This is a genomic window from Parafrankia sp. Ea1.12 (assembly GCF_900465275.1).
In the GTDB taxonomy this organism is placed as follows: Bacteria; Actinomycetota; Actinomycetes; order Frankiales; family Frankiaceae; genus Parafrankia; species Parafrankia soli.
This window is the reverse complement of record NZ_UBIZ01000613.1, coordinates 64957-88526: the sequence shown is the minus strand read 5'-3', so window position 1 is coordinate 88526 and position 23570 is coordinate 64957. Positions and strand designations below refer to the sequence as shown.

19 protein-coding genes and 1 pseudogene are annotated in these 23570 nt (G+C 70.1%); 9 read left to right on the top strand and 11 right to left on the bottom strand.

All coding sequences use genetic code 11. From position 1 onward, the window contains the following. Positions 1–42: 42 nt before the first annotated feature. The 3 genes from FMEAI12_RS33320 to FMEAI12_RS33310 all read right to left on the bottom strand — a co-directional run bounded on the left by FMEAI12_RS33320 (position 43) and on the right by FMEAI12_RS33310 (position 6817). Positions 43–3402, bottom strand: coding sequence for an AAA family ATPase (locus tag FMEAI12_RS33320; protein ID WP_235014984.1), 3360 nt, complete (start codon positions 3400–3402; stop codon positions 43–45). Between the two features lie 206 nt (positions 3403–3608). Beyond that, positions 3609–5810 carry an MMPL family transporter gene (locus FMEAI12_RS33315; RefSeq protein WP_112109094.1) on the bottom strand — a complete coding sequence of 734 codons (2202 nt, stop codon included), beginning with the start codon at positions 5808–5810 and terminating at the stop codon, positions 3609–3611. 782 nt (positions 5811–6592) lie between these two features. Then, the gene (locus tag FMEAI12_RS33310; protein WP_112109093.1) at positions 6593–6817 is read right to left on the bottom strand and encodes a hypothetical protein; all 225 of its coding nucleotides are present in this window, start codon (positions 6815–6817) and stop codon (positions 6593–6595) included. 284 nt (positions 6818–7101) lie between these two features. On the opposite strand from FMEAI12_RS33310, the gene FMEAI12_RS33305 reads away from it, so the two are divergent. Next, positions 7102–7647: a hypothetical protein gene (locus FMEAI12_RS33305; RefSeq protein WP_112109092.1), complete on the top strand. Its 546-nt coding sequence runs from the start codon at positions 7102–7104 to the stop codon at positions 7645–7647. A gap of 21 nt (positions 7648–7668) precedes the next feature. Here FMEAI12_RS33305 and FMEAI12_RS33300 read toward each other — a convergent pair whose 3' ends face one another. Together FMEAI12_RS33300 and FMEAI12_RS33295 are read right to left on the bottom strand one after the other, a co-directional pair. Further along, complete coding sequence (locus FMEAI12_RS33300) at positions 7669–8073, bottom strand: hypothetical protein (protein ID WP_112109091.1); 405 nt, start codon at positions 8071–8073, stop codon at positions 7669–7671. A gap of 15 nt (positions 8074–8088) precedes the next feature. After that, the gene (locus tag FMEAI12_RS33295) at positions 8089–9543 is read right to left on the bottom strand and encodes a DUF4331 domain-containing protein (RefSeq protein ID WP_112109090.1); all 1455 of its coding nucleotides are present in this window, start codon (positions 9541–9543) and stop codon (positions 8089–8091) included. Positions 9544–9733: 190 nt separating this feature from the next. Here FMEAI12_RS33295 and FMEAI12_RS33290 point away from each other — a divergent pair, with 190 nt between their 5' ends. Both FMEAI12_RS33290 and FMEAI12_RS33285 read left to right on the top strand, forming a co-directional pair. Further along, entirely contained in the window at positions 9734–11113 is a 1380-nt protein-coding gene (locus tag FMEAI12_RS33290; RefSeq protein WP_112109089.1) for a tetratricopeptide repeat protein, read from the top strand. Then, positions 11110–12759 carry a high frequency lysogenization protein HflD gene (locus tag FMEAI12_RS33285; RefSeq protein WP_112109088.1) on the top strand — a complete coding sequence of 550 codons (1650 nt, stop codon included), beginning with the start codon at positions 11110–11112 and terminating at the stop codon, positions 12757–12759. The genes FMEAI12_RS33290 and FMEAI12_RS33285 overlap by 4 nt, the downstream gene beginning before the upstream one ends. A gap of 28 nt (positions 12760–12787) precedes the next feature. Here the strand turns inward: FMEAI12_RS33285 and FMEAI12_RS33280 are convergent, their stop codons facing one another. Next, entirely contained in the window at positions 12788–13606 is an 819-nt protein-coding gene (locus FMEAI12_RS33280) for an SAM-dependent methyltransferase (RefSeq protein WP_368672135.1), read from the bottom strand. 599 nt (positions 13607–14205) lie between these two features. On the opposite strand from FMEAI12_RS33280, the gene FMEAI12_RS33275 reads away from it, so the two are divergent. Then, complete coding sequence (locus FMEAI12_RS33275; RefSeq protein WP_235014983.1) at positions 14206–14553, top strand: hypothetical protein; 348 nt, start codon at positions 14206–14208, stop codon at positions 14551–14553. A 34-nt stretch (positions 14554–14587) separates the two neighbouring features. On the opposite strand, the gene FMEAI12_RS38970 is transcribed toward FMEAI12_RS33275, so the two are convergent. Together FMEAI12_RS38970 and FMEAI12_RS40375 are read right to left on the bottom strand one after the other, a co-directional pair. Continuing rightward, entirely contained in the window at positions 14588–14791 is a 204-nt protein-coding gene (locus tag FMEAI12_RS38970) for a hypothetical protein (protein WP_235014981.1), read from the bottom strand. Positions 14792–14844: 53 nt separating this feature from the next. Beyond that, a pseudogene (locus FMEAI12_RS40375) lies at positions 14845–15147 on the bottom strand (esterase-like activity of phytase family protein); the annotation flags it as partial. A gap of 394 nt (positions 15148–15541) precedes the next feature. Here FMEAI12_RS40375 and FMEAI12_RS33265 point away from each other — a divergent pair. Next, positions 15542–16834 (top strand): endonuclease/exonuclease/phosphatase family protein, encoded by a 1293-nt coding sequence (locus FMEAI12_RS33265; RefSeq protein WP_235014979.1) that lies wholly within the window; start codon positions 15542–15544, stop codon positions 16832–16834. A 110-nt stretch (positions 16835–16944) separates the two neighbouring features. Here the strand turns inward: FMEAI12_RS33265 and FMEAI12_RS33260 are convergent, their stop codons facing one another. Next, entirely contained in the window at positions 16945–17820 is an 876-nt protein-coding gene (locus FMEAI12_RS33260; RefSeq protein WP_131626288.1) for a hypothetical protein, read from the bottom strand. A 308-nt stretch (positions 17821–18128) separates the two neighbouring features. Between FMEAI12_RS33260 and FMEAI12_RS33255 the strand changes: the two genes are divergently transcribed. Further along, on the top strand, positions 18129–18980 hold the full coding sequence (locus FMEAI12_RS33255) for a sugar phosphate isomerase/epimerase (RefSeq protein WP_112109084.1): 852 nt from the start codon (positions 18129–18131) through the stop codon (positions 18978–18980). A gap of 238 nt (positions 18981–19218) precedes the next feature. Continuing rightward, positions 19219–20073, top strand: coding sequence for a glycosyltransferase (locus FMEAI12_RS33250; protein WP_112109083.1), 855 nt, complete (start codon positions 19219–19221; stop codon positions 20071–20073). Between the two features lie 48 nt (positions 20074–20121). Here the strand turns inward: FMEAI12_RS33250 and FMEAI12_RS33245 are convergent, their stop codons facing one another. Both FMEAI12_RS33245 and FMEAI12_RS39400 read right to left on the bottom strand, forming a co-directional pair. Further along, positions 20122–21024, bottom strand: a complete 903-nt coding sequence (locus FMEAI12_RS33245; RefSeq protein ID WP_112109082.1) for an LLM class F420-dependent oxidoreductase — start codon at positions 21022–21024, stop codon at positions 20122–20124. A 138-nt stretch (positions 21025–21162) separates the two neighbouring features. Beyond that, on the bottom strand, positions 21163–21285 hold the full coding sequence (locus FMEAI12_RS39400; RefSeq protein WP_255565772.1) for a hypothetical protein: 123 nt from the start codon (positions 21283–21285) through the stop codon (positions 21163–21165). Between the two features lie 283 nt (positions 21286–21568). Here FMEAI12_RS39400 and FMEAI12_RS33240 point away from each other — a divergent pair, with 283 nt between their 5' ends. Next, positions 21569–22240 carry a TetR/AcrR family transcriptional regulator gene (locus FMEAI12_RS33240; protein WP_112109081.1) on the top strand — a complete coding sequence of 224 codons (672 nt, stop codon included), beginning with the start codon at positions 21569–21571 and terminating at the stop codon, positions 22238–22240. 495 nt (positions 22241–22735) lie between these two features. Beyond that, the gene (locus FMEAI12_RS33235) at positions 22736–23512 is read left to right on the top strand and encodes an SDR family NAD(P)-dependent oxidoreductase (protein ID WP_112109080.1); all 777 of its coding nucleotides are present in this window, start codon (positions 22736–22738) and stop codon (positions 23510–23512) included. Positions 23513–23570 lie beyond the last annotated feature (58 nt).

The window sequence follows — 23570 nt, the reverse complement described above, 5'->3', positions numbered from 1 at the left end:
AAATCCCCAGACGGCCCTACCGGACACCGGGTGATGTGACGATCAGTGGCCGGCCGGCTCCGTCGCCAGCCCGGCCGACAATTCCTCGGCGCGGTGGGCGAACAGGTGAGCCTCGCGCTCGGCGGACAGCGCGCGAGCCCGCTCGGCGGCGGCCTGGACGACGGCGGTGGGCTCGCCGCGTGCCTGCATCATCCGTGCCCGCAGCAGGAGTATCAGGCCTTCGGGGTAGCGCTGGCCGTAGGTGTCGAGGAACGAGTCGGCCCGGTCGAGGGTGGCGGTGGCCTCGGCCGGCATCCCGGCCGCCAGCCACATCTCGGCGAGCAGTCCGTACCAGGTGGCCAGGCCCGAGCGTGGCGGGTCGAGCAGGGTCGCCGCGATGATCATTTTGGCCTCTGTCGCGGCGCCGGCCGGGTCTTCGCCGGTCACGGCCCGCGCCCAGCACCGGGCCAGTCGCTGGTAGCTGCCGAGGAAGACGAAGGAATGTTCCGGGTCCACCGCGATTCCCCGTTCCGCTGCGCGTAGTGCCCAGGCGGGGTCGCCGGCCAGCGCCGCTACCGTGACGGCGAAGGCGGCCCAGACCGTGATCGCGTAGGAGTCGCCACACGCGGCGGCCTCCAGCCTGTCGAGCAGCACCCGCGCCCCGTCGACGTCACCGTGCAGCGCGGTGTTCAACGCGAGCATCACGGGCGAGAGCAGCTGCAGGTCGTGCCGGAGCGGATCATCCTCGCGCTGGGCCAGGCCATCGAACATGATCGAGTTGGACTGGCTCAGATACCGGAACGCCTCGCCGATGTTGCCGACGTCCCACTGGTGGATGCCCCAGGCGTGCCGGCCGTAGGCACGCACGACCGGGTCGGCGGACGCCTCGCCCTGATCGAGCAGCCGGCGCGCCAGCCGGCCGGCGCGGTCGAGCTGGATGCCCTGGGAGCACGCGGCCCAGCGGGAGAAGAGGAAGTCGGCTGCCTCCCGTTCCCGGCCGAGGTCACGAGCCAGCTCCTCGGCGCGCTCCAGCAGGTCGACCGCGGAGCCGACGTACCCGGACCGCATCCCGACGACCGCGGTGAGCTGCGACAGGGCGGACAGCTCCCGCTCCGACATGCCCGCTGCCCTCGCCACCTGCGCGGCCGACACCAGCTGCCGTGCGGCGGCCTCGAACGCGGACTTGGCCGCGGCCCGGCGCCCGGCGCGCTCCAGCGCGCTCGAGGTCCGGGCCGGGTCCGCGAGTGGGCCGGCGGCCCACAGGTGGTGGGCGAGGCGCTCGGCGACGGACTCGCCGTCGGTGTCGGAGCGCTCCAGCGCGTCCGCGACGCGCAGGTGCAGCCGGGTGGCGCGCAGCGGCGGCGTCGTCCGGACGACCGACTCCCGGACCAGGTCGTGCGCGAAGCGGAACGAGAACGGGTCCCCGGGCGTGGGCTCGAGCAGACCGAGCGCCTCCAGGGGCTCGAGGCGGTCGATGCAGGTCTGTGCGTCAAGGTCGGCCGCGCGTGCGAGCAGGCCGAGGTCGATCTCCCGGCCGATGAGCGCGGCGATCTGCAACAGGCCGCCGGTGTCGTCGTCAAGGCCCGCCATCCGGTCGCGGACGACATCCCGCACGGTGGACGGCACACCGGCCCGCGCCGCGGCATCCTCAGTGAGAACCCCGCCGTCGGCGAGGAGCCGGGACAACTCCCGCACGAAGAAGGGGTTGCCGGCAGTGCGGGCATGGATGCTTTGGGTAACACCGACGTCGGGGGTCTGACCGGTCTCGCGGCGGACGAGCTCGGCCACCTCGGCCGCGTCGAGCGGGCCGAGCCGGATCCGGCGGTGCCGGGGCAGCCGGCTCGCGGCGGCGAGCATCCGCGCCAGCTCCGAGCCGGGCACGGGCACACGGTCGCGGAGCGCGCCGGTGATCACAGCGCCGCCCGGCGGGCGGGCCGCCAGGTGACTGAACATCTGCAGCGAGGCGACGTCCGCCCACTGGAGATCGTCGATCACGAGTACCACCGGCCGCCGCGCCGAGACCTGGCCGACGAGGGCGACAACCCGTTCGAACAGGCGGAACTGGGCGCCGCTGTCCGGCAGCACCGGCGTGGCGGGAACGCCGCCGCGCGGCTCCACGAGGCGGCCGAGTTCGCCGGCGTGCCACTCCTCCCGCGCCGCGGCGGGCAGGCTGTCGAGGACCGTGCCGACCGCCTGCACCCACGGCCACATCGACGGCGTCCCGTCGCCCTCCAGGCAGCGGCCCCAGACAACGAGCGCGCCGCGCCTGTCCGCCTCCGCGCCGGCCTCCTCCAGCAGGCGCGTCTTGCCCACCCCCGGCTCACCCTCGACGACGACGAGCCCCGCGCCGCCGGCAAACACCGAGTCCACCGCGTGCCGCAGCACCGCGAGCTCCTCGGCTCGGCCGATCATGCCGTCGGCGGTCGGTGTCTCGAGGGAAGGAGCCCGCGGCTGCTCGGCGGACGGCTTCCCGGCGCTGCCGACGAGCGTGGGCAACTCGGTCGGTGGTTGCCCTGACAGCGGCCCGCCTGCGTGCCCGCCCGCCGTTCCCGCCGGCGCGCACGCCGTTCCCGCCGGCCCGTCGTCGTCCGCGCCGGCCGATGCCGCCGAGGTCGGTGGCTGGCCAAGGACCCGCAGGTGCGCGGCCCGCAGCGCGGGCCCGGGATCGATGCCGAGCTCCTCGGCGAGCCGGGCGCGGACCGTCCCGAACACTGACAGCGCCTCAGCCTGCTGACCGGCTGCGGCCAGGGTGAAGACGAGGCTTGCCTGCACGGTTTCGTGCAACGGCGCCATCCAGGCGGCCAGACGCAGGGGCTGGAGCACGAGCTCGGGTTGGCCCAGCGTCACCGCGAGCTCGGCCGCCGGTACGCATGCGTCGAAGAACTCGTCGTTGATCGCGGCGAAGAGCGACACGGCGGTCGATCCGTGGGTCAGCCCGCCACCCGCGGGGCCGTGCCAGAGCGCCAGCGCCTGTACATAGCAGTCGAGCGCCGCATCGAGGCGCTGCTCCGCGAGGCATGTCCTGGCCTTTCCGGCGATTTCCCGGAAGGTGACGACGTCCAGCATGCCGGGGTCGGCCGAAAACAGGTAACCGTTGCCGCGGCGCTGCAGGTACGAGCCGGTTCCGCGGGCCGGCAGCGCGGGCTCCAGCAACCGCCGCAGCGTGCCGATGTATTTCTGGAGGATGTTGACAGCCGATGCCGGGACGTCGTCCTCCCAGATCAGGTCGATCAGCTCGCTCGTGCTGATCGGCCGGCCCGCCCGGATGAGGAGCAGCGCGAGCAGGCAGGCCTGTTGCCGGGGCCCGGCACCCAGCTCGACGCCGCCCCGCCAGATCCGCAACGGACCGAGAATCTGGAGGCAAAGATTCCTGCCGGGAGACGGCTGTTCAGGGCTACCGGCACGGACAGGACGCAATGACATGGCCACGCCTGTTGCTACTCCCGAATCGATGAGGACAGATTGCCAGTCGCGCGGGTCCCGTTTGCTCGCAATGTCTGCAGGGCAAAGTTTACGTCCGGAACCAGCCCGCCGAGATCTGTTACTCGAGGTGGCCGCGGACCCGGTACCCAAAGACACCGGCCCTGCGTACCGACCCGCGTCCCGGCGCTGGCACGGCTGACCATCCATCAGTCGGATTGCGTGTGGGCTGGTGCGGGACGGAGATCAGGCGCCGATGGGGGCGGGTCCGCGCCTTCGCGCAGGCCGTGACGGGCGTAGAAGCGCCGCAGTGGCGACGGCGCCCACCAGTTCGTGTTCCCGAGCAGGCGCATCGTGGCCGGTACGAGCAGCGCCCGGACGATCGTCGCGTCCACCAGGACGGCAATGATCATCGCTACCCCGATCAGCTTGATGAAGGTGATGCCGGAGGTCGAGAACAGCCCGATCACGACCAGGATGAGTAGCGCGGCACTGGTGATGATCCGGCCGCTGCGCTGCAGTCCGACCGCGACCGCCGTGGTGTTGTCGCCGGTCCGGTCGTACACCTCGCGGATCCGGGACATCAGGAAGACCTCGTAGTCCGTCGACAGCCCGAACACGATCGCGAGCACGAGGATCGGCTGCGTCGCCTCCAGCGTCCCGGTGGGTGTGAAGTTCAGCGGACCGGACAGGTGGCCGTCCTGGAAGATCAGGACCAGTGCGCCGAACGAGGCGCCGAGCGACAGGATGTTCATCACGATCGCCTTGATCGGCAGCACGACCGAGCCGAAGGCGAGGAACAGCAGGACGAACGTCGCGCCGACGATGATCAACGCCATCCAGGGCAGCAGGTCGGCGGTGGTGTCGAGCTGGTCGGTCAGCTCCGCGGTGAAGCCACCCACCAGTACCTCGCCGCCAGGCGGTGCGGGGACGTTCCGGATCCGGCGCACCAGGTCCCGCGCCTGCGCCGAGATCGGGTCGTCCTGGTAACTGACGGCGACCCGGGTGACACTCCCGGACTGGCCGGTGACCTCGGCTCCGGTCACGCCGTCGACGTCCCGGACCGCGGTGACGTATCGCTCCAGCCCGGCCTGTCGTTCCAGCCCGGCGCGGTCGGATGAGGTCACGATCGCCTCGATCGGCAACTGGCTGTTGCGGACGAAGTCCCGGTCGACGGTCTCGGAGACGACGCGGCTCTCGGTACCCGCCGGGAGCACCCTGGGGTCGACACCGCCGAACTCCACCCGGAGAAACGGCGAACCGGCCAGCAGCAGGACCGCGAGCACCCCGACCGCGTAGATGACCGGGCGCCGCATGATGCTGTGCGCGAGGCGGTACCAGAACCCGTGCTCGACCTCGCCCGCTGTGGGAGCCGGGCGCGGAATGCGACGGAACCGCCGCACGGAGAGCGCGTCCACCCGGTGGCCCAGGACCCCGAGCAGGGCGGGCAGCACGGTCAGCGCCGCCACCATCGCGACCACGACCGCGGACAGCCCACCGAATCCCATCGAGCGGAGAAAGGGCATCGGGAAGATCAGCAGCCCGGACAACGAGACCGCGACGGTGACGCCGGAGACCGCGACGGTGTGGCCGGCGGTGGCCATCGTCCGAACGATCGCGTCCTCGACGCCCAGCCCACGGGCGATCTCCTCCCGGAACCGTCCGGTCATGAACAGGCCGTAGTCGATCGCCAGACCCAGCCCGAGGATCGTCACCACGTTGATCGAGAAGACCGAGACGTCGGTCAGGTAGCTCAGCCCACGTAGCGCGGTGAAGGCCCCGAGGATGGCCAGACCACCGATCACGAGCGGCAGGCTCGCCGCGGCCACGCCGCCGAAGACGACCACCAGCAGGACGAGCAGCACCGGTATGGAGATCGTCTCGGCACGGCCGATGTCTGCCGCCACCCGCTCGCCGATGTCGCGACTGACCGCGGTGTAGCCGCCGACCTGGGTCTGAAGGCCGGGAGCGGCCAGCCCGTCCTCGATCTCCTTCAGCCCGTCGACGCGCTGCACCTCGTCGCCGGCCACGGTCAGCACGGCGTAGGTGGAGCGCCGATCGTCGCTGACCAGCGCCGGGCTGTTCGTGCCCCAGTAGGTGATCGTCCTGGTCACCACGTCGTCCGGGAGCGCGTCCAGTGTCCCGGTCACGGCCCGCCGGAACGCTGGGTCGTCGACCGTCGCGCTCGGGCTGCTGTAGAGAACGACCAGGTCATTGCCTGTTCGGCCAAGTGTCGCCTCGGCACGGTCGAGCGCACGGGCACTCTCGCTGGCCGGATCGTCGAACCCACCGGTGGTCAGCGCGCCGAACACCTGCGTACCCCAGATGCCCCCGAACGCGGCGAAGGCCACGGCCAGGCTGATGACCCATCGCCGCCGACGGAACATCGCCCGTCCCAGTCGCTCGAACATTGCTGCTCCCTGGACATTCTGCGCGACCTCTGGTCGCAGTACGGGCACAGGCGGCAACCTGCCGCGCGCGGGACGGGCGTCACAGGCCTCGATGGGCGAGCCAGGTTAGGGCCTCGTCAGCGAGCTGGCGCCAACCGCGGATAGAGCCGGCGAACCGCCCTGACGGACCCTGGCGGGCACGGTATTGGGCCTTGCCCTCGACGATGAGCGGCGGAAACGGCATGTATCCACAGGCAGTGGATGAAGACCACGGGCTTCCTGATGGTGAGACCTCGCCTCCAGAGCCATGGCTGGACGAACCCACAACAGCCGTGCCCGACCGCATGCACCTGCCTTTGATCACACTAGGTCGACTCTCTTGATGACAACTGGACGCTTAGTGGATTCGGCGCCGCCTCCACCCGGCCCACCGGTCGCCGGACAGGGTTGGTGCGTGGTGGTCGCGGGGCTACGGCCACCGACGGGACGAAGCCGGGGACGACGGAACGCGGACGCGGCCCGGAATACACCGAGGTAGCGGCGCCCGGCGTGAAGGTGGAAGGCCCGGGGCCCCAGACACGGAAGCGATGCACAGATCGTCAACAGCCCGGTGGTGTGCGCGGGCCGCGCCGGGTGTCGGCCGCGCGCGCCGCGTCCATCCCCCACTCGCAGTAGCGCACGCGGTAGCCCACCTCCCCCAGCCCCAACGGCCAATGTGCCTCGCCAGCCCACTCACCAGCTCTGTCGAGGGCGAGCCGGGCGTGAACGAGGCCTCGACCGCCTCCTCCCAGTCACCGGCCAACTCAGTCACCGGCCAACTCAGTCACGGATTCATGAACCTGCACGGTGAACCCGACCCGGCCGGCATGCAGGCCGGTAACCAGGTGAAGCCAGCCCGGCAACGCGGCGCCGCACAACCCGTTCACCTGACCGGGAAAGGCCGACTCCGGGCCGGCGACATCCGGACCGCTCTGGACATATATCTGGCGGCAGTGAACGTACACGTCCCCATCGAATACCGTCCGCACGGTCAAACACCTCTCCCGACTGACATCACTACCGCCCGAACCGGCGCTGCTTCATTCGGAGGATTCGGCATACGCCAGAGGACCCGGCGGCCGGCGATCAGACGGCCGCTTCGAGTGGCTCTGTTACGTCCGGTCGGGCGGGGCCTGGGTGGGGCCGCCGGCACGGTCGAGGACGGATCGAGGTCGTCAGCTGTCGGTTCGCACGGACCGTGGACCGCGGGCTCTCAACACTGGCTCCAGCCATGCGACGCGGCCACACAACACGTGGGCCGCACCGTGGGGACATGTCAGCATCACAGGTCCAACGGATTCGTCCCGAGCGTCCGCGCCACGACCCGCGTCCTGCCCGCGGACGAGGTCCGGTCATCGTCCGGTCCGACCCGCCCGCGAAGGTCGACGGGCCGCCGCGGCCGACAGAGGCGGTCGCCGCACCGGCCACCCCCGTCGTCGGCTGGCGGCGGCTGTGGGCCGCGGCGCTGCTCGCAGGGTTCGTGACCGTCGCGGCGATCCAGCCGCCCCGCGAGGCACGACCACCGACGCAACCGCCGTGGGTGGACGTCGTCAGCGCCGGCGCCCTCGTCCTCCTGGCAGCCGCGTTCGTCGCCCTGCTGGCCGACCACCGATGGGGCTTCACCCTCGCCGTGTACGGCAGCGCCGGCTTCCTCCTCGTCTCAGCTGTGTGCCCGGCGTGGAACCACCACCAGGCGGGAACGTCGTGGATCGGTCAGACCGGAGTCGCCACAGCGATGCTCCTCGGCTCGCTGGTCGGGCGGGAGCGGACCGGCTCGGCCGGCCGAGCCGGTCCGCTCAGATCGGCAGGGGCCCGGTAGACGGCGGCCGGGCGCCTGCGGTCAGGTGCAGCGGTCCGCCAGCATCCGGGCGGTGGTCCTCACCTCCGTCAGCAGAGCGGGGTCGTAGGTCCCGGAATCGACCCGCAGCCGGAGGAAGCCGACGGCCGTGGTGACCCGTTCGAGGTCGCCGGCGTACTCCCCGGCCGTACCGATCCGGCCGTAGAGCTTCTCCTGGGGCGGTGTGAGGTCGCGGGCGAGCGCCTTGATCTCGTCCGGTGCGCCGGGGTCCGCCTGGGTCAGCCGCAGGGTCGCTATCAGGTCCGGGGCCATCGTCTGGCAGGCACCGGGGGCGAACGACCCGGCTTCGGGCAGTGGCGGAGGTCCCTCCCCGCCGCAGGAGGCCGCCACGCCGACAATGACGGCGACCGTAATGGCGGCCGAGGCGGCTCGCCGGAGTCTGGTCATGGTCGTGCCGCCCTGTCAGCTCGAACCCGAGGTGGGCAGGCCGACGTACGGGAACCATCCGCGGAACCGCACGTCGGGCCCGTCGACGCCGTCACCGAGGCCGGTGACCGCCGCCGGCGGGTTGGGCAGCAGGGCGCCTTCGACAGCCTGGAGCGAGATGTCGACGACGTCATCGCCCAGCCGTCGGCCGTTCGGGTACCCGCCGGTGTCGCCCCCGAGGACGCCGAGCCGGTTCGGTTCCGCGGTCGGCGGGATCGACATGTTCAGCCGAAGCTGCTCGGAGGGCGCGATCTTCGCCGGGTCGACGTCGGCGTTGAGCGCGTGTGCGTTCAGGTCGACACCGAGGTTGGCCTTGTTCACACCGGTCAGGTACACCGCGACGAGGTCGTTGCGCGGTGTCGCCGGCGCGGGGATCTTGTAGATCGCCTCGATCAGCTTCGGCAGTTCGGGCTTGGTGACGAAGTTCAGGAACTGGGCGTCCCGGGCGGGAGTGGAGGCGTTGAACCGGTCCTTCTGGCCGACCGGCACGACCACCTCGTTGACGAGCGGCGAGCCGAGGCGCGAGACCTGCGACCAGTTACCGAAGGACATCCGCATGCCGGAGCCGTCGGTCGGCCCGTAGATCGAGGCGCTGCGCCGCTGGGTGCTGCTCCACACCCCGATCACCGGGTTGCGCGCCGGGTCGCCCTTGAGAGCCAGCTCGGTCTTGGGGACCTGCAGCACGACCGAGTTCACGTTGAACCCGGCGAGGCTGTCCTGCCCGACCTCGGACAGGTCACCGCCATAGAGCAGGTCGAACACCCTCAGGTCGAGGAAGAACGGGTCGTCGGCCTGTCCGGCGAACGTCTTGGCGCCGCCGGGCAGTTCCTTCAGGGACGCCGTGCGCAGCGCCAGGTAGTCCGGCATGGACGCGTCGCCCACGAACGAGGGCGCGACGGGCACCTTGTCCGCCAGCACGGTGGTCTTGCCACCGGCTATCCGCTCCAGCTTGTAGGTCTGCCGGAAATTCAGGTCCGGGTCGTCGAGCGAGGTGACAGGCCCGGTGTTGTAGAGGAACGTGTTCTGGTTCTGATAGGTGCTGGCGAACGTCCAGCGGTAGGTGATGTCGGGCTTCGCGTCGCCGTTGCTGTCGACATTGATGTCGTACTGGGCGTCGGTCGCGAACGGGTAGAAGTTCGGTCCGCCGGCAGGTTCCTGGAAGGGCAGCCAGTTGGCGACGAGCGTCACCGAATCCGGGTCGTCCGGGCTGACGAAGGCGTAGGTGTCGGTGTTGTCGACCGTCGGGTCGCTGCTGATCAGCGGGGCCTCCCGGTGGCTGGACGCGTCAGCGGCCGTCGGTGCGAGGGTCACCGCGGCGCCCGTCGCACCGAAGAGCAGGGCGGTCGCGCCAGCCAGAGCGCGCCGTCGGGGCAGCCGTCCCCGCCGTCGGCGGCCGGGCGTGCCGTCGCGTGCGGATGTCAGTCGGCTCATGGTTCTCCCTCACGGATCGACGGACCGGACGGATGCGCCTGTCCGGTGAACGTCCGTGGTTCGGTGATGAGAGGAGCACGGATCGTGTCGGCTACCTGACATCATTTCTGCGTCCCAGGTGCAGTCCGCGACCGCCGCGGATCCGAATCGCTGGCGAACGACCGGCGGGACGGAAGCGGGGAGGACACGCATGAAGCGGCGACTGGGCGGCGGGGCGAGTCGAGCGCGGGTGCTCGCCGGCCTGGTCTGCGCGGCCGGCCTGACAGGCGCGGCTGTGCTGGCCATGGTCGGCCCGCCGCTCGTCCGGGATGACTCGGGCCACGGTGTCGCGCCGACGCCGACCGGAGCGGCGGCCGTGGACGAGGCGTGGTCCTCCGCGGGCAGGGCGGCGGCCGCACCCGTCGCGAGTCTGCGTGACCGGCTCGACCAGGTGCCGGGGGACTGGCCGGCCTGGGCCGAGCTCGGCCTCGCCTACGTCGAGCAGGCCAGAGTGACCGGTGATCCGACGTCCTACCCACGGGCCGACGGGGCGTTCGCCCGCTCGCTGGAACTGCGTCCGGTGGACAACGACGCCGCCCTCGCCGGGCAGGCGGCGCTCGCCGCCGCACGTCACGACTTCCCCGGTGCGCTGCGCGCCGCGAATGCCGCGGTCGCCGTCAACCCGTTCAACGCGACCGCGCACGGGGTGCGCTTCGACGCGCTCGTCGAACTCGGGCGCTATCCCGAAGCGTGGCAGGCGGCGCAGACCGCGGTCGACCTGCGTCCCGACGTCGCGTCGCTGGCCCGGGTCGCCTACGCGTTCGAGCTGCGCGGCGAGATCGACCAGGCGGCCGCGATGCTGCGGCGGGTAGCAGACGACGCGACGTCGGCAGCCGATGCCGCGTTCGCCTACTTCCATCTCGGCGAACTGGCGCGGCACTCGGGCGACCTCGTCGGGGCGGACGAGGCCTACCGGCGCGGGCAGGCGAGCGACCCGTCATCGGTGTCGCTGCTCGTCGGTCGTGCCCGCGTGGCCGCCGCCCGGGGCGAGAGCGAGGCGGCCCTGGCGGACTACGCCGTCGCGGCCACTCGGAGCCCACAGCCGTGGATCGTCGCCGAGTACGGAGAACTGCTCGAATCGTTGGGCCGGCCCGACGAGGCGAAGCGGCAGTACTCCCTGGTGCGTTCCACCGCGGAGCTGATGCGCGCGCAGGGAGTCGAGGTCGACGTCGAGCTGGCGCTGTTCGAGGCGGACCACGGCGACCCCGCCGCCGCGCTGGCCGCGCTGTCCCCGGCGCCGGGCGGCGAACCGCACCGGGCCGGGGTCTTCGTGGACGACGCTCGCGCCTGGGTGCTGCACCAGCTCGGCAGAGACGACGAGGCGCTGCCGTCCGCCGAGTCGGCGCTCGGCCTCGGCACCCGCCGAGCACTGTTCTCCTACCACCGGGGCGTCGTGCACGCCGCACTCGGCCGGACCGACGCCGCGGTCGCGGACCTCCGGGCGGCGCTGGACACCGACCCGCACTTCTCACCGTTGCACGCGCCCCGGGCACAGGCCCTTCTCGCGTCCCTCGACGCGAGTGCCCGGTGACCTCGCTGCGTCGGGCAGCCGTCCTGGCCGTGACGGTGGCCGCGTTCGTCCTGACGGCGGGCGGATCCGCGTCGGCACATCCCCTCGGGAGTTTCACCGTCAACAGCGCGAGCGTGCTGCGGGTGGGCATCGAGGAGGTTCTCGTCGACGTGGTCGCCGACTTCGCCGAGATACCGGCGGCGCAGGTCCGGCCGGACGTCGACGCGCTGGGAGCCGCCCGCTGGCGGGAAGCGGAGTGCGCCCGCACGGCCGGACGGGCGACGCTGGCGGTCGACGGCCGGGCCCGCCCGCTCGTCCCGATCGGCGGCTCGCTGTCGTTCCCACCGGGCGACGGCGGGCTGTCGACGATGCGGCTGGTCTGCCGATACTCCGCCGAGACCGCCGGGGCAGCGGACACGACCACGACCACGACCACGACGATTCGGTACACGCTGGCCGCGTACGCCGACCGGGTCGGCTGGCGGGAGACGGTCGCGGTCGGGGACGGCACCACGGTGGTCTCCTCGGGCGTACCGTCCCGCTCACCGACGAACCTGTTGACCCGGTACCCCGACGACCCACTGGGCGGCGGTTCCGACGTCACTCGCGCGACGCTGACCGTTCGTCCGGGCGGACCCGCCGCGGCCGACCCGTTGTCGCAGGCGGGCGCCATCGGCACTGGAACGCCTGGTAGCGGTGCGTCAGACGAGGCCCGGCAGGCGGCCGGCGGCCTCGCCGGTTGGGTGAACGGCCTGGTCGAGCGGGACTCCTTCTCACTCGGCCTGGGCGTGCTCGCACTGCTCGCCGCGGTCGTGTTGGGGACAGCGCACGCGTTCGCCCCCGGGCACGGCAAGACGGTGATGGCGGCCCGGATCGTCGGCGGCTCGGCGACAGGACGGCAACTCGCCGCCACCGCCGGAGCGGTCACCCTCACCCACACCCTCGGCGTTCTCGCCCTCGCGGTCGTGCTGTCGGCGTCGAGCGGCTTCGCTCCGGAGAAGATCTATCCGTGGCTCGGTGTCGCGAGCGGGCTGCTGATGATCGGTCTCGGTACCAGTCTGCTGCGGTCAAGGCTGATCATGTCGCCGTATCGCGACCTACTGACCGCGGGCCACGACCACTCGAATAACCACCGCCATGAACACGACCGTGGACACAGCCACGCCCGTCCTCACCGCGACGACAGCCATCACCACCACCACGGCAGCGGCGTTCACAGCCATGGACACCACGACCACGGCCCTTCGCACGGTCATGGTCATGGTCATGGTCATGCGCACCAGCACGGTCACTCGCATGGCGGGCGCTGGCACGTGCACCCGCCCGTCACCGATCAGCCGAGGCTACGCGGCCTGCTCGCCGCGGGACTCGTCGGCGGCATGGTGCCGACGCCGTCGGCCGTCGTCGTGCTGCTTGGAGCGGTCGCACTGGGGCGGGCGTGGTTCGGGGTCCTGCTGGTTCTCGCCTACGGCGTGGGAATGGCGGCGACGCTGGTCGGCGTCGGGTTCCTGCTCGACCGCACACTCATCCCGCTGCTCCAGCGCACCCAGACGCTGGTGCCGGGATTCGCCGCGGGCCTGCGCTGGACGCCGGTGGCGACAGCCGCCCTGGTCGTGCTCGTCGGCGCCGTCGTGGCGCTGCGTGCCGGCAGCCAGGTCACGATATGACTCCAGGCGGATCACAGGGTGACAGGGTCTACGGCTTGCGTCCGATACCGCCCGCCACCAGCCTGACAGCCAGTGGGTACGGCTCGACGACCGGTACGGCGGGCCGCCACAGCGGGTTGTAGACCACGCCTGGCTCGACGAGGTTCAGTCCGTCGAAGTAGGAGGTGATCTCGTCGACCGAGCGGAAGCGCCCCCTGGTCAGTTCGTTGAGAAGCACCTGCTCGATGGGCGCGGTCTCCGCTCCGTGGTCGACGAAGTGGGTCAGGAACAGGTAGCTGCCCGACGCCATCCGATCGACGTATGCGCGGACCAGGCCGGCCGGGTCCTCGTCGTCGTGGACGTGGTGAACGACCGCGAGCATCAGAAGCCCGACCGGCTTCGACAGATCGATCAGAGCAGCCACGTCCGGGTTGCTCAGAATCTCGTCGGGACGTCGGAAGTCCGCGGTGACGACCGTGGTGTTGTCGTTCTCTGCCAGCAACGCCCGGCCGTGCGCCAGCACGATTGGATCGATGTCGACGTAGGCTACCTTCGAATCGGGTGCGATTCGCTGGGCGACCTGATGGGTGTTCTCCGCGGTCGGAAGACCGGACCCCAGGTCGATGAACTGGCTGACACCCTGCTCCACCATGAACTCGACGCCACGCCGGAGCATCTGCCGGTTGTACTGCGCGGACGTCTTGCCATCCGGAATCACCTGGATGAGCTGGTCGTGGACGACGCGATCAGCAGGGAAGTTGTCCTTGCCGTCAAGCAACGCGTCATAGACCCGGGCGATGCTGGGCACCGAGATGTCGATCCCAGACTCGATCCAGGTCGAGATGTGTGCCTCGTCACGCACCTTCAGCGGCGTCGAGTCTGGTATGCCATGCCGACTCTTACTGTCAGGCAACGCTCCCCCTCTGGATCAGGACGGGTCACCTCCGCACCCGGCCCGGGCCTCACGAGAAGCGGAAGTGACGTAGCGCGTTCGATCCTAGTAAGGCGGGCTCGTTGGCCGGGTCGAGGCGTCTCCCTTCTACCCTGGCTCCGGCGTCGATGCTCGAGGTGGAGCAGGTACTACCAGCCATCTTCGTGGCGCTGTACATCGTGGGCTGCGCGCTGGCGATCGCAGGCGCCCCGGCTTCCTGACAGCCGTCCCGTGGTCCGCCCTTACCTGTCAGTCAGTGCCCGGCGCGCCGAGTAACAAATCGTGGTCGCAGAGTCTGGCAGCGGACGGCGTGGGCCCCACAATCAGTTCAGGAATCCCGCCCGGTCCATGGTTGCCCTCGACTGGTGGGTGCCGTCAGCGACGCCGACAGCGACAGATCCTGCCATGATGATCCAGTGAGCCTCGTCGCCGTGGGAATCCGCATGTGGTGCGAACTCGATTCGGCCGGCCCGGTGGCTTCTCTCCTCCGGCGTCCGGATGGCCACATCGACGCCTACAGTGGGCTTTCTTTCACGGTGCACGAGTTCGCCGAGCTCTCGGACGGCCGTGAGGTCACCCTCCTGGATGACCGGGGCTGGGGCATGTCAGGCAGGGGCAGGACCCCCGACGAGCGCCTGTCCGAGCTGACGATCGAAGAGATCGAGCGCACGGTGTACATGGTCCTGCTGCCGGACTGGGCCGACGTTGACCACCCGCTGCCGCCGGACCTCGCGGCGGTCGAGGACAGCGGCGGGGCGCAGGACTGGGACCTGTTCGCGGAACGGCTCCGCGCGTTCGGGGTGGTCGTCACGCCGGCCGAGCTCATGCGGGTACCGCGCCGTCTCGACCTCGGCGACCGGCTTCGGGCGAGAATGATCGGATAGGGCGTGCGACGTCCGACGACATTCGTCGCCGGGGTCAGGGCAGCCGCACCGCGACCCGGAGCACGCGGGTCACCTGGGTGGCACCGAAGTTGTCGTCGCTGAGCACGTTGACGATCGCCGTGCCGCGCCCGGGCCCCCGGGGGTCGATCGCGAGTGCTTCGTAGTTGTCCAACAGCGGGTTGACCTGGGTGCCCAGGGTGGGGCAGGCGGTGAGGTCCGCGACGAGCCGCTTACCCACCAGCGCACGCTCCGGGAGCGCCGAAGGTCGGGCACGGTGGTGACGTCCGCGCCACGGCCGGCGGCCGGCACCGAGTACAGGGCGTTCCGGTTACCCACACCGGCGGTGAACGAGGCCTCCAGGACGAGGAGCCCGTCCTCGCCGTAGGCGGCGACCTCGGAGATCCGCTGCCCGGGTTCGACCTGGTAGCCGAGCTGCCTGCTCAGCTCGTACCAACCGGTGGAGCTGAGCCGGTACACGAGGATCCGCCGGGTCCGCGCCTCGCCGGTCACGGGAGCGTCCCACGACTCCTCCTCCGGTCGATTCCACTCTGCCGAACTCGCGGAACATCGACGGGCCCCGGCGGTGTCCTCCATGGGTCTGCTCCATGAACGCATCCCGGCTGACCGCGGGTACCCGCCACGGGCGGGCATTGGACGGATCATCGGCGCGCCCGACGCATACTCCGTATCGTCATCTCCGGCCTGCTCGTGCCGCCACCGTGTTGCGGTCGCGCCACAACCGCGACAGCAATCCGACCACCCGCCGGTGCCCGGAAATAGCACCTCGGTTAACCGTATGGCTCGTCGAGAGTTTTCCGTGTCGAAAGACACCTGTACACGGAGCGTGCCGAAGACTTCAATTGCCTGTAGTTCTCCGTACGCCCTGGCTTCCTACACTGCGTGACGACGGGTTACGAACGGGGCAGTTCTCGTTGGCGACCGGTCCACGATGCCGTGTACCACAACCGGAACGTACGGAGATGGATCAATGGCCCGACACCATCGAAGAATCACTCGTGCCGCGGCCGTCGCCGCAGCCGGAGCACTCGTGCTCACCGGGATGGCCACCGCCGCGCACGCCGCTTCGTCCCCGGAGACCAACACCGTTGCCGGGGCCGACGAGCGATCGGGTGGTTCGACGGTGCGTTTCGCCACCTTCAATGCCTCGCTCAACCGAGCCACGGCGGGAGAGCTGCGGACGGACCTGTCAACACCCGATGACGTCCAGGCGCAGACAGTCGCCCAGATCATCCAGCGGGCCCACCCCGACGTACTTCTGATCAACGAGTTCGACCACGACCCGCTGGCCGTAAAGCTGTTCGCGGACAACTACCTGGCCAGGAGTCAGGAAGGCGCTCAGCCGGTCAGGTATCCCTTCCGGTACATCGCGCCGAGCAACACCGGAATCGCCTCCGGTTTCGACCTCAACAACGACGGCCAGGTGGTCACCGTCCCCGGAGCGCCGGGCTACGGCGACGACGCGCTGGGTTTCGGAGCCTTCCCCGGGCAGTACGGTCTGGTCGTCTACTCCCGGTTCCCGATCGACGTCCGGCAGGTCCGGACCTTCCGGGACTTCCGCTGGAAGGACATGCCGGGCGCACTGCTGCCGGACGACCCGGCGACGGCGGCGCCCGCGGACTGGTACTCGCCGAAGGAGCTGGCGGCCGTCCGGCTTTCGTCGAAAAGCCACTGGGACGTGCCGGTCCAGGTCGGGCGGGACACGGTTCACCTGCTGGTGAGCCACCCGACACCGCCGACCTTCGACGGGACGGAGGACCGAAACGGGCGGCGCAATCACGACGAGATCCGCTTCTGGGCCGACTACGTCCGGCCGGGCGGCGGTTCCTACATCTACGACGACCAGAGCAGGCGCGGCGGGCTGCGGCCGGGCTCGCGGTTCGTCATCGCCGGTGACATGAACGCCGACCCAGTCGATGGCGACAGCGTCTCCTCGGCCGCCAACCAGCTGCTCCAGAGCCGCCAGGTGAACGCCTCGGTCATCCCGTCGAGCGCGGGCGCCGCCGAGGCGGCGGTACTGCAGGGCGGCGCCAACGCCACGCACCGTGGCGACCCGGCCCACGACACGGCCGACTTCGCCGACACCGCGCCGGGCAACCTGCGGGTCGACTACGTGCTGCCCTCCCGCGATCTGGCCCCGGCGGGAGCGGGCGTGTTCTGGCCGGAGACCGCCGATCCGCTCTCGCGGCTGACCGGGAAGTACCCGTTCCCCAGCTCCGACCACCGGCTCGTCTGGCTCGACATCAGGCCCCGTCGCGCCTGAGCCGAGTGGCGGTTCTGCCGGTCATCGCGGACTGCCGGAGCGGGATCGACCCGTTCCGGCACGTCCTCGCAGCGGGCGGATCGTGGCAGGCGCGGCACGCGGATCCGGCGCTACAGCGTCGAATAACGGAACACCGTCGTGGGGAGGAGCAGGAAGTTCAGCTCCCCCCGGCCGAGAACGAAGCCGCCGAGGGTGCCCCACAGCGACAGCACCTCGATCTGCAGGAAATTCGCCGGGTCGGCGGTCAGAACCACCATGACATGGTGCAGCGGCTGACCCGCGTGTTCGACCATGATGACGTCGCCGGCCTGGATGTTGTTCGCGGGGGCGGCATTCGCGCAGTTGATCTGCTGCACGCCGCCTGCCGTCAACAGGTTGTACACGGCGGTGTCGGGGTCCACGGCTCCGTACGCGTGGGTCAGTTGGGCGACCGTGACCAGACCGGCTTCTGCCGCGGCTACCAGTACCGCCTCCCAGCAGTTGATGGTCGCGTTGTCGCCGATGGGATTCGCCAGTGGCGCCGCGCCGTTGATCCATGCGTTGAAGGCCACACTGCGGCCTTCTCTCCAGGTGTACGCGCCGCGCCGGGCTTGCATCCGTGCCCGCAGGGCCGCCCGCCGCGCTCCCGCCGGTGCTCCTGCGGCCACTGCCGCGACCGGCGCGGCGGCCGGAGCCGTGTTGGGGATGGCCAGGGCGGCTTCCTCATTACTGATCTCGATCCGGACGACGCTGGGCGTGATACGCGGATGGGCGTTGATCGCCGCGATCGACGGGTTGATGAGGTTCGCGGGCGGCCCGGCGGGATACCTCGGCAGAAGCTCCGCCAGAAACATGTTCGTGTGCTCACGGTCCTGGATCTGCTGGCTGGTCACCCTGGCCGGAACGAACCAGCTGACCGGCTGACCATAATTGAGAACGATCTCAACGTCGTCTCCTATGATTGTCACGCGCGCCCCTTTGGTCACCAAGGAATGAATGCCGTCCACGACTTCACCCCGATAGTCGGGGAAGGTGCCATACGGCGGCCTTCGCCACCTTCGCCGATCTGGGATTCCCTACGTAACGAAAGCGCGACTCAGGTTCACCTGGGTAAGCAGATGTCCATTTTGACTGGAATAACCTATCTTGCCGATGGAGACCGCGAAGACCAGGGACCGCACAGCGCCGACTCGGCGCCCGCAACGGGGCCGCCCCCAACAACACAACATCGCCACAACTCACACATGACGTAGGCGTCAGAGATCTAGCCTGGACTCGCGCTCCGCAGCATTCTTCCCGATGAGAGGTTCGTCCGATGAGGGCCATTTCGGCTCCGACTCTTCTACCGCTCGGCCATCCGGTCGACGCTGCCGACGTCCGGACACTCGTCGACGCCGTCGCGGACGCGGGGTTCGACGGGGCGCAGCTGACGAGTTCGCACCTCGCTGGCGCCGTCGCTGACGGTATGACTCCGGAGGAGTTCTTCGGTTACCACCGGGACAGGGGGCTGGCGATCCCCACTGTCGAGGTTCTGATGGAATGGGTCACCGCCGACCGACAGGAGATAGCCGAGCAGGCCCGACCACTTCTCGACATCGCGCAGTGGGCCGGCTCCCCGACGGTTATCGCGACGACGCTGGAGGCCGAGGTACCGTCGATCGCCGGCGTGGCGGAGCGGCTGGCGTACCTGTGCGATCTCGCGGCGGAGCGGGGTCTGCGGATCAGTTTCGAGTTCCTGCCGTGGTCGGTGGTGCCGAACATCAGGGCGGTGATGCGGCTCCTGGATGCGGTGGACCGCGACAACCTCGGCCTGGTAGTCGACATGTGGCATTGGTTCCGCCAGCCTGGTGGGCCCGATTACGACACCCTGCGTGACGTGCCGGCGGAGCGGATCCATGTCCTTCAGCTGTGTGACGCGCCTGCGCGGCCGGCCGACGACCTGAGGACGGAGACGATCACCGCCCGCCTGCTGCCCGGGGACGGCGACGCCGACATCGAGGCTGTCCTGGATGTTCTCGTCGCGACCGGAGCCGATCCCGTCGTGGCGACAGAGGTGTACTCCGCCTCGCTCGCGGGCCTGGGGCCAGCCGAGATGGCGCGGCGCGCGTTCGCCGCCACGGAGACAGTTCTCGGTGGACGTTTTCCGTCCCACGGCACGAGTGGTTGAAGGCGCGGCGCACGGCGCGCGCGGGTTGGGATCGTCGATCGTTGATCGGGTGACAGCGCGGTCGGGTTGCCGGCCGTGCTCGCGGCCCGGCGTTCCCGTGTCCCCGCGTCCCGGTGCCGAGCGGATCACCTGATGGAACGCTGACCGGCCGCGGGCAATCCGGCACAGCCGGTCCGTCATGGCCCGGCTTCACCCTATTTCGCACGCTGGCCCACTGATCTGATGTAGCACTGGGTTTGTGCAGCCTCTTTCGGTCGTAATCGTTCACCGTGACCAGCCGAAGCGACTCGTCGACACCATCGACGCGTTCCGCGCGCAGGACGTTCCCGTCTCGATCACGATCGTCGACAACGGATCGGCGGTCATGCCGCCGGTCGAGGCCGCCGATGTCACGGTGGTGCTCGCTGGCAGCAACCTGGGGTTCGGACCGGCGGCCAACGTCGGCTACCGTGCGTTCCTCGCCGACGCGGACGCGGGAGAGTGGGTGGTGCTCGCGCCGCACGACGCGCTGCCCGAGCCCACCTGCCTGAGTCACATGCTGGGCGTGCTGGCGCAGCAGCCGCGAGCGGGTCTGGCCTGTGCGGACGTCGGCGACGGAGCGACGCCGGTCATCGACCCCTACTTCGGCGGGATCCTCATGCCCGCGAGCGTGGACGAGGGCTGGGAGCCCGCCGGGCACCCGCACGGCACGCTGATGTTCGCCCGCCGTGCCTGCCTCGACGAGATCGGGATCTTCGACGAACGCTACTTCGCGTACTGCGAGGAGGCGGACCTCGCGCTGCGGGCGAGGTCCGCCGGCTGGGAGTCCGGACTCGTGCGGGGCGCGATGGTCAAGAACCCGAACATCGGCTCCACCGCCGCGGCGATCGACTACCTGCAGCTCCGCAACACCCTGCTGCTCGTGCGGGACCACTCCGGCCGCTACCACGCGTTCATCCGGTTCTGCATCGCACTGTGGCATCTCGCCTCGGGCGCGGTCGTCCCGGCCCGGCGCGGCCCCTACTGGAACCTCGAAGGACGTGTCCGCGGGCTCCTGGACTTCGTCCGCGGGCGTTTCGGCCCTCCCCCGCCGCATCTACTCGTCAAGCGCTGACTCGCGCGATACGGGCCCGTTCGCCAGACGCGGTCAGGACAGGCGCGGTCAGGACAGGTAGGTCGCGCCGAACGCCTCGAGGAACTCGAGCGTGGCCGCGGACGACACCGATGGGCTCGACACCACCACGGCGGTCACCCCGGCCTTCTCGATCTCGGCGATCGCCTCACGGTGGCGGTCGGGCTCGACGGTCGGCGTCGCGATGGAGCGGTCCTTGTAGGAGTACTGCACATCGATCGTGTCCGACCGCCCGGCGGCCGCGGCGGCGTCCCGGATCTCGTTGATCATGACAGCCAGCTCCCCCAGCGAACCGATGGAGGTCGTCCGCACCGCCGCGCTGAGCTCCGGCGGGCCCACCAGCGGCATCCAGCCCTGCGCCCGCTGCGCGATGCGGCGCCGGCTCAGCTTCGAGTTACCGCCGATCCAGATGGGAATCGGGTCCTGCACCGGTCGGGGCCGGGCGATGACGTTCCGGGCGTCGAAGTGCAGGCCCTTGTAACTGAACGGCTCACCGCTCCAGTGCATCGGCAGCACGTCAAGGATCTCGTCGAACAGCGTGTTGCGCTCGTCCATGTCGACTCCGAGCGCGAAGAACTCGGTCTTCATGTACCCGGTGCCGAGCCCGAGCACGATCCGTCCACCGGAGAGCTTGTCGACGGTCGCCGCCGCCTTGGCGAGCAGGAACGGGTTCCGGTAGGGCGCGACGGAAAGGTTCGTGTGCAGCCGCAACCGCTGGGTCGCGGCGGCGACATGGCCGAGCGCGACGAACGGATCGAGGCTCTGGTGCCCGCCGGAGGCCAGCCATCGGGCACTCGGGGCCGGGTGCTCGCTGAGGCAGAATCCGTAGAATCCCGCCCGCTCGGCTGCTGCCGCGACCTCGGCCAGCGCGCCGGCGTCGAGCATGTCGCGGTCGGTGCCGTTGGTCTCGGGGTAATGGTAGATGAAGCGCATTTTCACCTCGTCGAGAGAAACTGTCGGGAGCAGGTGACTCGGGAGATCCACCGGGGAGGATTCAAACACACCGATTGACCCGACATGGGAGAGCACGATCGCCCGGGGCCGGGCGCGAGCCTACTCAGGTCGCTCGGCCTAGATGCTGAGGAGGAACTTGACGGTCGCCGTGGCGTTCGGGAACGACTCGGTGATTCCGGTGGCACCCCCGACCACGAGCACGCGCCTGCCGTCGTACCTGAATGCGTCGAACAAGGTCATCCGCATTTTCCCTTCGCGCATTCTCAGCTGTGATTGTTGGCATGCCGAACGGCGTGGAACTCTGACGTGATTGACGGCGGAGGGGTAGTGGGCCTGTATGGCCGCGGATGACGGCCGTCGCCCTGGAATCGGCGGGGCCCATGGGGATCAGGGCCGCGTTGCGGTGGCCAGACCCACACTGTGCGCGCCACCCTGTATCACCACAGTGGCACCGACCAAGCCAAGATCCACAGCCACTCCCCCTTAACTCGAGCCGCCTTCGCGGCAGTAGGATGTCACCAATATGAGCGCCGCGGCAACACCCAGCCCAGACCGAAGCGCGGCGACACCGCCTCGCCGGCGCTACGACAGCCCGCGCCGGCGGGAGCTGGCGGCCCAGACGCGCGAGCGGATCGTCGACGCCGGCTCGGCCCTGGTCCACAGCTTCCCCGCGTGGGACTGGCGTGATCTGACGTTCCGTGCGGTCGCCGAGCGGGCCGGCGTCGGTGAACGCACGGTCTACCGGCACTTCCCCACCGAGGCTGATCTCCACGACGCCGTCCTGCGCCGCCTCGAGGACGAGGCGGGTGTGAGCTACGAGGGCCTCGACCTCGATCGCCTCCCCGAGGTCACCGCACGCGCCTTCGCGACGCTGTCGTCCTACGCGGTTCCACGGTGGACCCCCACGAACCCCGCGCAGGCGGCGTCGATACCCAAGGACCAGCGCCGCCGCGAGGCGCTTGTCGCCGCCGTCGCTCAACACACGGCCGACTGGCCCGAGGCCCAACGCGTGATGGCCACCGGCGTGCTGGACGTCCTGTGGCACATTCCGTCCTACGAGCGGCTGACCACGATGTGGAACCTCGACGGCGATCAGGCGACCCAGGCCATCGCCTGGGCCATCGGCCTGCTGGTGGACGCGATCCACGACGATCACCTTCCCGGCTCCGCCGGCCCGGGCTCCAACCAGGGCTGATCACTTCCGCCAGAAGCGACGGCCTGGGTTTGCTCCCGAACCCTGACCTCGGCCGGGTTCACCGCAACGTCTACATTAGTGACATCGTTCTGTCGCGAAGCGGACCTGCACCGGGAGGATCCCTGTGGATCCGGGCTTGGCGCCCACCACCGCGGTGGCGCACGGACGGCTCCCGGGGCATCGGCCCGACCACGGCCACCCGCTTCATCGTCGACGGAACCAATAGCGGATCCGAGATGCGAGACGTCCCGCCTGCACGGGCCAGCTGATCCGGTCGACCTGAGTTCTTGAGCACAGGCGCGTCAGAGCAGGACGGATCGACTCGCCCGGAAGCGCGCCATCACTCTCGTTCATGACCGTCCAATCCGACCGGTAGCGCCTACCAGGTCGCCCATGAGCGTCTCTGTGGGGACGGCAGCGGCGCCTGATACCCGCGACGGGTCTCGGCGATTCTGGACTTGCGGGTCCAAAAATTGCTGCCTAGCCTCCCCGGGCATGGCTCAACGACTCCAGAACAGGACCGCGCTCGTCACCGGTTCCACGAGCAACATCGGCCGGGCCATCGCCGTGGCGTTCGCCGCCGAAGGGGCCCATGTCGTCGTCTCCGGTCGGGACGGCGCCCGTGGCGAGGCCGTCATCTCCACGATCCGGGAGAGCGGCGGCCGGGCGGACTTCGTTCACGCCGACCTCGACGGGACCCCGGCCCGCAGTCGAACGCTGGCCGAGGAGGCGACCCGCCGCCTCGGCGGCCGTCTCGACATTCTCGTCAACAACGCCGGCATCTTTCCCCCGAACACCACGCTGACCACCGACGATCGCACCTTCGACCGGGTTTACGCCGTCAACGTCAAGGCTCCGTTCTTCCTAACCCAGGCCGTGGCCCCCGCCATGGTCGCCGCGGGCGAGGGCGTGATCATCAACCTCGGTTCCTGGGTCGCACGGCTGGGCCTGCCGGTGGGCTCGCTCTACAGCTCCACGAAAGGGGCGCTGGAGACGCTCACCCGGGCCTGGGCCGCCGAGTTCGGACCGCTGGGTGTGCGCGTCAACGCCGTCTCGCCCGGCGTTATCCGCACCCCTGACCTGGACGCCGCCGTCGAGCATCCGGCCGAGGCCATGATGCGGGGTACTCCCGCCGGCGGCTCCGGTCATCCCGACGCGATCGCGGCCGCGGCCGTCTACCTCGCCTCGGACGACGCGGCGTTCATCCACGGAACGGTCCTCGACGTGGACGGCGGCCGGATGGCGGTAGCCGTCATCGACAGCGCTGCCTGAGCATCGGCGACGCTGACATTTGTCATGGGCGAGCCGTGCGCGCCGCACGGAAACCGAT

Coding starts and splice junctions, on each gene's coding strand:
- FMEAI12_RS33265 (WP_235014979.1), top strand. CDS start 15,542: ATGGCCCGACACCATCGAAGAATCACTCGTGCCGCGGCCGTCGCCGCA.
- FMEAI12_RS33290 (WP_112109089.1), top strand. CDS start 9,734: ATGAAGCGGCGACTGGGCGGCGGGGCGAGTCGAGCGCGGGTGCTCGCC.
- FMEAI12_RS39400 (WP_255565772.1), bottom strand. CDS start 21,285: ATGACCTTGTTCGACGCATTCAGGTACGACGGCAGGCGCGTGCTCGTG.
- FMEAI12_RS33315 (WP_112109094.1), bottom strand. CDS start 5,810: ATGTTCGAGCGACTGGGACGGGCGATGTTCCGTCGGCGGCGATGGGTC.
- FMEAI12_RS33240 (WP_112109081.1), top strand. CDS start 21,569: ATGAGCGCCGCGGCAACACCCAGCCCAGACCGAAGCGCGGCGACACCG.
- FMEAI12_RS33295 (WP_112109090.1), bottom strand. CDS start 9,543: ATGAGCCGACTGACATCCGCACGCGACGGCACGCCCGGCCGCCGACGG.
- FMEAI12_RS33300 (WP_112109091.1), bottom strand. CDS start 8,073: ATGACCAGACTCCGGCGAGCCGCCTCGGCCGCCATTACGGTCGCCGTC.
- FMEAI12_RS33320 (WP_235014984.1), bottom strand. CDS start 3,402: ATGTCATTGCGTCCTGTCCGTGCCGGTAGCCCTGAACAGCCGTCTCCC.
- FMEAI12_RS33255 (WP_112109084.1), top strand. CDS start 18,129: ATGAGGGCCATTTCGGCTCCGACTCTTCTACCGCTCGGCCATCCGGTC.
- FMEAI12_RS33245 (WP_112109082.1), bottom strand. CDS start 21,024: ATGCGCTTCATCTACCATTACCCCGAGACCAACGGCACCGACCGCGAC.
- FMEAI12_RS33235 (WP_112109080.1), top strand. CDS start 22,736: ATGGCTCAACGACTCCAGAACAGGACCGCGCTCGTCACCGGTTCCACG.
- FMEAI12_RS33305 (WP_112109092.1), top strand. CDS start 7,102: ATGTCAGCATCACAGGTCCAACGGATTCGTCCCGAGCGTCCGCGCCAC.